Origin of the sequence: Streptomyces sp. NPDC060209 (assembly GCF_042728155.1) — a bacterium.
GTDB lineage: Bacteria > Actinomycetota > Actinomycetes > Streptomycetales > Streptomycetaceae > Streptomyces.
This window is the reverse complement of record NZ_JBHWZS010000408.1, coordinates 1-6,628: the sequence shown is the minus strand read 5'-3', so window position 1 is coordinate 6,628 and position 6,628 is coordinate 1. Positions and strand designations below refer to the sequence as shown.

The window sequence follows — 6,628 nt, the reverse complement described above, 5'->3', positions numbered from 1 at the left end:
GCTGGGGAGCATCCGGGCCCTCGTTGTCACGTTCCGCGTCGTTACGGGAGCTGCGCCGCCCGCGCCTCGCGCCGGTTGTCACGGAAGGTGTTCACCCGCCGTGCCGTGGCGAAGAGCGGGATCACCGCCCCCAGGACGACCTGGAGCGCGCAGCCGGTCTGCAGGAGCAGCTGACCGCCGGGGGCGTCGAACGCCCAGGCGGCGAGCAGCCCCATCGCAGCCACGATCCAGCTGAGCATCGCCACCGCGAGGACGCCTCGCGGCTTCGGGTACTCGACCCGGCTGACCATCAGCCACGCCACCCCGATGATCGCGAGGAGCGTCGGCACGAAGGGCAGCTCCAGGAGCACGATCGAGACGACCGTGAGCGCTCCGAAGGGGCTTGGCATGCCCTGGAACATGCCGTCCTTCAAGGTCACGCACGAGAACCGCGCAAGCCTGAGCACCACCGCCAGCAGCACCACGATCGCCGCGAGCGCCGACACCCTCTGGTGTGCGTCGTCCGCGACCATGCCGTACACCAGGACGAAGTACGCCGGTGCGAGGCCGAAGCTGATCAGGTCGGAGAGGTTGTCCAGCTCCGCACCCATCGGCGAGGAACGCAGCTTGCGTGCCACGAGCCCGTCGAAGAGGTCGAACACCGCCGCCATGAGCATGAGGATCACGGCGGTGGCAGCGGAGTGCCGGGCCATGCCCGACTCGTCACTGCCGGTGAGGTGCGGGATGAGGATCCCCGTGGTGGTGAAGTACACCGCCATGAAGCCACAGGTGGCGTTACCGAGAGTGAGGGTGTCCGCTATCGACAGCCGCATCGAGAGCGGCATGTCCTCGGCGTCGTCCTGCTCCTCGGCCTCGGGAACCCAGCTCGCCTGAGTGTCTGGATCAATCACGGTCAATTCGAGTCACCCCCGCGGTCGTGGCCTGGCCGACCTCGACCGCGACATCGACACCTTCCGGAAGGTAGATGTCCACGCGCGAGCCGAAGCGGATCAGACCGATGCGTTCGCCCTGCTCCACCTTCGTGCCCTGCGGGATGTAGGGGACGATGCGACGGGCGACCGCTCCCGCGATCTGCACCATCTCGATGTCGCCGAGCTCGGTGTCGAAGTGCCAGACAACGCGCTCGTTGTTCTCGCTCTCCTTGTTGAACGCCGGGACGAACCCGCCCGGGATGTGCTCGACCGAGGTCACGGTGCCGGCCAGCGGAGCCCGGTTGACGTGAACATTCAGCGGGCTCATGAAGATCGCGACGCGGGTGCGCCCGTCCTTCCACGGCATGATGCTCTGCACCACGCCGTCGGCGGGTGAGATGACGCGGCCCTGGGTGATCTCGCGCTCGGGGTCGCGGAAGAACCACAGCATGCCCGCCGCGAGCGCGGTGGTGGGCACGGCCACGGCGGCCCAGCGTCCGGACTTGCGGGCCCGGGCAAGGCTGAGTGCCGCGGTGGCGACGGTCGGGAGGAGCCACGGCGATGCTCCGCGGGCGAGGCGGACCCCGCCGCGCGTTGCAGGGATTTGGCTGTCGGGCATGGATGACCTTCGTAGCGGATGATGCCGCGCTGGCAACGGGGGGACGGCGGCTTTCCGGCGATGCTATCGGGTGCGAGCGGCAACTGGGCAAGCCAGCAGCCGAGTCGGACAGCTGAAAGGCTCCGGACGAGGTTGACAGGGTGTGATGTTCTTCGCCACCAAATCACCTCGAAAGGTACATTTCAGCCCTGGAGCCGGTACTCCTCGAGCAGCCGGCGACCGATGATCATTTTCTGGATCTCGGCGGTACCTTCACCGATCAGCAGCATCGGAGCCTCGCGGTAGAGGCGCTCGATCTCGTACTCCTTGGAGAAGCCGTAGCCGCCGTGGATACGGAAGGCGTCCTCGACGACTTCCTTGCAGTACTCGGAGGCGAGGTACTTCGCCATCCCTGCCTCCAGGTCGTTCCGCTCCCCGGAGTCCTTTTTGCGCGCTGCATTCACCATCATCGCATGAGCGGCTTCGACCTTGGTGGCCATTTCGGCCAGTTTGAACTGGATCGCCTGGTGCTGGGCGATCGGCTTTCCGAAGGTCTGACGCTGCTGGGCGTACGACACGCCCAGTTCGAACGCACGTTGTGCGACGCCGCAGCCACGCGCGGCAACATTTACCCGCCCGACCTCGACGCCGTCCATCATTTGGTAAAAACCTCGGCCGGTGGTGCCGCCCAGCACACGATTGGCCGGAATGCGTAGTCCGTCCATGATGAGCTCGGTCGTGTCGACGCCCTTGTAACCCATCTTGTCGATCTTCCCCGGGATCGTGAGACCGGGACGGACCTCTCCGAAGCCCGCCTCCTTCTCCACCAGGAAAGTCGTCATCGACTTGTGCGGGGCCGTGCCCTCGGGGTGTCCTTCGTCACTCCGGCACAGTACGGCGACCAACGTGGACGTGCCGCCGTTCGTCAGCCACATCTTCTGGCCGTTGAGGACGTACTCGTCGCCGTCCCTGACGCCCTTGGACGAGATCGCGGAGACGTCGGAGCCCAGCGCCGGCTCGGACATCGAGAACGCGCCCCGCACCTCGCCCAGCGCCATCCGCGGCAGGAACGTGTCCTTCTGCTCCTGCGTGCCGTGCTGCTTGAGCATGTAGGCCACGATGAAGTGCGTGTTGATGATGCCCGACACGCTCATCCAGCCCCGGGCGATCTCCTCGACGCACAGCGCGTACGTGAGGAGCGACTCGCCCAGACCGCCGTACTCCTCCGGGATCATCAGCCCGAACAGGCCGAGCTCCTTGAGTCCTTCGACGATGTCCGCCGGATACTCGTCCCGGTGCTCCAGCTGGGTGGCGACAGGAATGATCTCCTTGTCGACGAAATCCCGTACCGTGGAGAGAATTTCCTGCTGGATATCCGTCAGACCGGCGGTCTGCGCGAGTCGGCTCATGGCTACTTCTCCACGTTCTTGCTCGACGGCTGATTGAGCTCGGGGCGGCCCGGCTGCTCTCCGCCGCGCTCCTTGATGTACGTCTCGGTGGGGACCATCACCTTGCGGCGGAACACGCAGACCAGCGTGCCGTCCTGCTTGTAGCCCTTTGTCTCCACGTAGACGATGCCGCGGTCGCTCTTCGACCTCGACGGCGTCTTGTCGAGCACGGTCGTCTCGCCGTAGATGGTGTCGCCGTGGAAGGTCGGCGCGACGTGCTTCAGCGACTCCACCTCCAGATTGGCGATCGCCTTTCCGGAGACGTCCGGAACCGACATGCCGAGCAGCAGCGAATAGATGTAGTTGCCGACTACGACGTTCTTCCCGAAATCGGTCGTCTTCTCGGCGTAGTTGCTGTCCATGTGCAGCGGATGGTGATTCATGGTCAGCAGGCAGAAGAGGTGGTCGTCGTATTCCGTGACCGTTTTTCCGGGCCAGTGCTTGTAGACGGCACCGACCTCGAACTCCTCGTAAGTGCGTCCGAACTGCATGGTCAGGCCTCCGGAGCTTCGAACTTGGAGGTGCGCTGCATGCCGGCCGCGCGGCCCTTGCCCGCGATGACCAGGGCCATCTTGCGGCTGGCCTCGTCGATCATCTCGTCGCCGAGCATCGCCGAGCCCTTCTTGCCGCCCTCCTCCGAGGTGCACCAGTCGTACGCGTCGAGGATGAGCTCGGCGTGGTCGTAGTCCTCCTGCGAGGGCGAGAACACCTCGTTCGCCGCGTCGACCTGACCGGGGTGCAGCACCCACTTGCCGTCGAAGCCCAGCGCCGCCGCGCGGCCCGCGACCTCGCGGTACGCGTCCACGTCGCGGATCTGGAGGAACGGGCCGTCGATGGCCTGCAGGTCGTGCGTGCGGGCCGCCATCAGGATGCGCATCAGGATGTAGTGGTACGCGTCCGCCGGGTAACCGGGCGGCTGCTGGCCGACGACCAGGGTCTTCATGTTGATGGAGGCCATGAAGTCGGCCGGGCCGAAGATCAGGGTCTCCAGACGCGGGGAGGCGGCGGCGATGTCGTCGATGTTCACCAGGCCCTTGGCGTTCTCGATCTGCGCCTCGATGCCGATCCGTCCGACCTCGAAGCCCATCGTCTTCTCGATCTGGGTCAGCAGCAGGTCCAGCGCGACGACCTGCTGCGCGTCCTGGACCTTCGGCAGCATGATGCAGTCGAGGTTCGGGCCCGCGCCCTCCACGACGGTGATGACGTCGCGGTAGGTCCAGTGCGTCGTCCAGTCGTTCACCCGCACGACCCGGGTCTTGCCCGTCCAGTCGCCGTTGTTGAGCGCGTCGACGATGTGGTGCCGGGCGCCCTCCTTGGCGAGCGGCGCGCACGCGTCCTCCAGGTCCAGGAACACCTGGTCTGCCGGGAGACCCTGGGCCTTCTCCAGGAACCGCGGGTTCGAGCCCGGCACGGCCAGACAGGAACGGCGCGGGCGCAGACGGTTCACGGGGGCGGAGTCGTGCGCGGCGGAGCCGCCCGGAATCGGGGTGGCGGCGGGCGACGGGCTGGGCGTGGTCATGCGGGGACCTCCAGAGGGTCGAGCTTGTTCGCTTTCCGGATCTCGTCGACGATACGGCCGATGATCTCGGTGATGCCGAAGTCCTTCGGGGTGAAGACGGCGGCGACGCCGGCGGAGATGAGGGCCTGCGCGTCGGCCGGGGGGATGATGCCGCCGGCGATCACCGGAATGTCCGGTGCACCGGCCTCGCGCAGTCGGTTGAGCACGTCCGGCACCAGCTCGGCGTGCGAGCCGGACAGGATGGACAGGCCGACGCAGTGCACGTCCTCGGCCAGAGCGGCGTCGGTGATCTGCTCGGGCGTCAGCCTGATGCCCTGGTAGACCACTTCGAAGCCGGCGTCCCTGGCCCGCACGGCGATCTGCTCGGCGCCGTTGGAGTGCCCGTCGAGGCCGGGTTTGCCGACCAGCAGGCGCAGTCGTCCGACGCCCAGGTCGTCGGCGGTGCGGGCGACCTTCTCACGGACCAGCGCGAGCGGGGTCCCCGCCTCCGCGGTGACGGCCACCGGCGCGGACGAGACGCCCGTCGGCGCCCTGAACTCACCGAACACATCGCGCAGGGCCCAGGACCACTCACCCGTGGTGACGCCCGCCCGAGCGCACTCGACGGTCGCCTCCATCATGTTCTCGGTGCCCGCCGCCGCCTTCTTCAAGGCCGTCAGCGCCTCGGTGGCACGGGCCTCGTCGCGGTTGTCGCGCCACTCGTGCAGCGCGGCGACGACCCTGGCCTCGTTCTCGGGGTCCACCGTCATGATCGCGGCGTCGAGGTCGGCGGTCAGCGGGTTCGGTTCGGTCGTCTCGTAGATGTTGACGCCGACGATCTTCTCCTCGCCGCCCTCGATCCGGGCCCGCCGCGCCGCGTGCGAGGACACCAGCTCCGACTTGAGATAGCCGGACTCCACGGCGGCCATCGCGCCGCCCATCTGCTGGATCCGGTCGATCTCGGCCAGCGACTCGGTCACCAGCTCGTCGACCTTGGCCTCGATGACATGCGAACCGGCGAAGATGTCCTCGTACTCCAGCAGATCGCTCTCGTGCGCCAGCACCTGCTGGATACGGAGCGACCACTGCTGGTCCCAGGGACGCGGCAGCCCCAGCGCCTCGTTCCAGGCCGGCAGCTGCACCGCGCGGGCGCGGGCGTCCTTGGAGAGCGTGACGGCCAGCATCTCCAGCACGATGCGCTGGACGTTGTTCTCCGGCTGCGCCTCGGTGAGCCCCAGGGAGTTGACCTGTACGCCGTAGCGGAAGCGGCGCTGCTTGGGGTTCGCGATGCCGTACCGCTCGCGCGTGACCCGGTCCCAGATGCGCCCGAAGGCGCGCATCTTGCACATCTCCTCGATGAAGCGGACGCCCGCGTTCACGAAGAAGGAGATGCGGGCGACGACGTCCCCGAACCTCTCCTCGGGCACCTGCCCGGAGTCGCGCACGGCGTCGAGTACCGCTATGGCCGTCGACATGGCGTACGCGATCTCCTGGACCGGAGTGGCCCCCGCCTCCTGCAGGTGGTAGCTGCAGATGTTGATCGGGTTCCACTTCGGGATGCGGTTGACCGTGTACGTGATCATGTCGGTCGTCAGCCGCAGCGAGGGTCCCGGCGGGAAGACGTGCGTCCCCCGCGACAGGTACTCCTTCACGATGTCGTTCTGCGTCGTGCCCTGGAGCTTGTCGGGGTCCGCGCCCTGCTCCTCCGCGACCACCTGGTACAGCGCCAGCAGCCACATCGCGGTCGCGTTGATCGTCATCGAGGTGTTCATCTGCTCCAGGGGGATGTCCTGGAACAGCCGCCGCATGTCACCGAGGTGCGAGACGGGCACGCCGACCCGGCCCACCTCGCCGCGGGCGAGGACGTGGTCGGGGTCGTAGCCGGTCTGCGTGGGCAGATCGAAGGCGACCGAGAGACCCGTCTGGCCCTTGGCGAGGTTGCGCCGGTAGAGCTCGTTGGACGCCTCGGCGGTCGAGTGACCGGCGTACGTCCGCATGAGCCACGGACGGTCCTTCTGACGTTCGGTCATCGTGGACCTCAGACGTTGCGGAAGCGGTTGATGGCGTCGATGTGCTGCTCGCGGAGTTCGGCGTCGCGCACGCCGAGGCCTTCGGCGGGGGCCAGCGCCAGCACGCCGACCTTGCCCTGGTGCAGGTTGCGGTGGACGTCGTA

At 67.3% G+C, this 6,628-nt stretch carries 6 protein-coding genes; all 6 read right to left on the bottom strand.

The genetic code is table 11. From position 1 onward, the window contains the following. Nucleotides 1-41: 41 nt before the first annotated feature. The 6 genes from pssA to ACFWFI_RS39720 all read right to left on the bottom strand — a co-directional run bounded on the left by pssA (nucleotide 42) and on the right by ACFWFI_RS39720 (nucleotide 6,485). Nucleotides 42-896: a CDP-diacylglycerol--serine O-phosphatidyltransferase gene (gene pssA / locus ACFWFI_RS39745; RefSeq protein ID WP_387400342.1), complete on the bottom strand. Its 855-nt coding sequence runs from the start codon at nucleotides 894-896 to the stop codon at nucleotides 42-44. Continuing rightward, entirely contained in the window at nucleotides 883-1,530 is a 648-nt protein-coding gene (locus ACFWFI_RS39740) for a phosphatidylserine decarboxylase (protein WP_361577471.1), read from the bottom strand. Before ACFWFI_RS39740 ends, pssA begins: the two co-directional genes overlap by 14 nt. Nucleotides 1,531-1,712: 182 nt before the next feature. Then, nucleotides 1,713-2,918 carry an acyl-CoA dehydrogenase family protein gene (locus ACFWFI_RS39735; protein ID WP_387400340.1) on the bottom strand — a complete coding sequence of 402 codons (1,206 nt, stop codon included), beginning with the start codon at nucleotides 2,916-2,918 and terminating at the stop codon, nucleotides 1,713-1,715. Between the two features lie 2 nt (nucleotides 2,919-2,920). After that, on the bottom strand, nucleotides 2,921-3,448 hold the full coding sequence (locus ACFWFI_RS39730) for a MaoC family dehydratase (RefSeq protein ID WP_065846947.1): 528 nt from the start codon (nucleotides 3,446-3,448) through the stop codon (nucleotides 2,921-2,923). A 2-nt stretch (nucleotides 3,449-3,450) separates the two neighbouring features. Then, complete coding sequence (locus tag ACFWFI_RS39725) at nucleotides 3,451-4,476, bottom strand: HpcH/HpaI aldolase/citrate lyase family protein (RefSeq protein WP_387400337.1); 1,026 nt, start codon at nucleotides 4,474-4,476, stop codon at nucleotides 3,451-3,453. Then, on the bottom strand, nucleotides 4,473-6,485 hold the full coding sequence (locus ACFWFI_RS39720; protein WP_387400335.1) for a protein meaA: 2,013 nt from the start codon (nucleotides 6,483-6,485) through the stop codon (nucleotides 4,473-4,475). The genes ACFWFI_RS39725 and ACFWFI_RS39720 overlap by 4 nt, the downstream gene beginning before the upstream one ends. Nucleotides 6,486-6,628 lie beyond the last annotated feature (143 nt).

Excerpts from the sequence above, each read along its gene's own strand:
- ACFWFI_RS39740 (WP_361577471.1), bottom strand. The coding sequence starts at position 1,530 with ATGCCCGACAGCCAAATCCCTGCAACGCGCGGCGGGGTCCGCCTCGCC.
- ACFWFI_RS39735 (WP_387400340.1), bottom strand. The coding sequence starts at position 2,918 with ATGAGCCGACTCGCGCAGACCGCCGGTCTGACGGATATCCAGCAGGAA.
- ACFWFI_RS39730 (WP_065846947.1), bottom strand. The coding sequence starts at position 3,448 with ATGCAGTTCGGACGCACTTACGAGGAGTTCGAGGTCGGTGCCGTCTAC.
- ACFWFI_RS39725 (WP_387400337.1), bottom strand. The coding sequence starts at position 4,476 with ATGACCACGCCCAGCCCGTCGCCCGCCGCCACCCCGATTCCGGGCGGC.
- ACFWFI_RS39720 (WP_387400335.1), bottom strand. The coding sequence starts at position 6,485 with ATGACCGAACGTCAGAAGGACCGTCCGTGGCTCATGCGGACGTACGCC.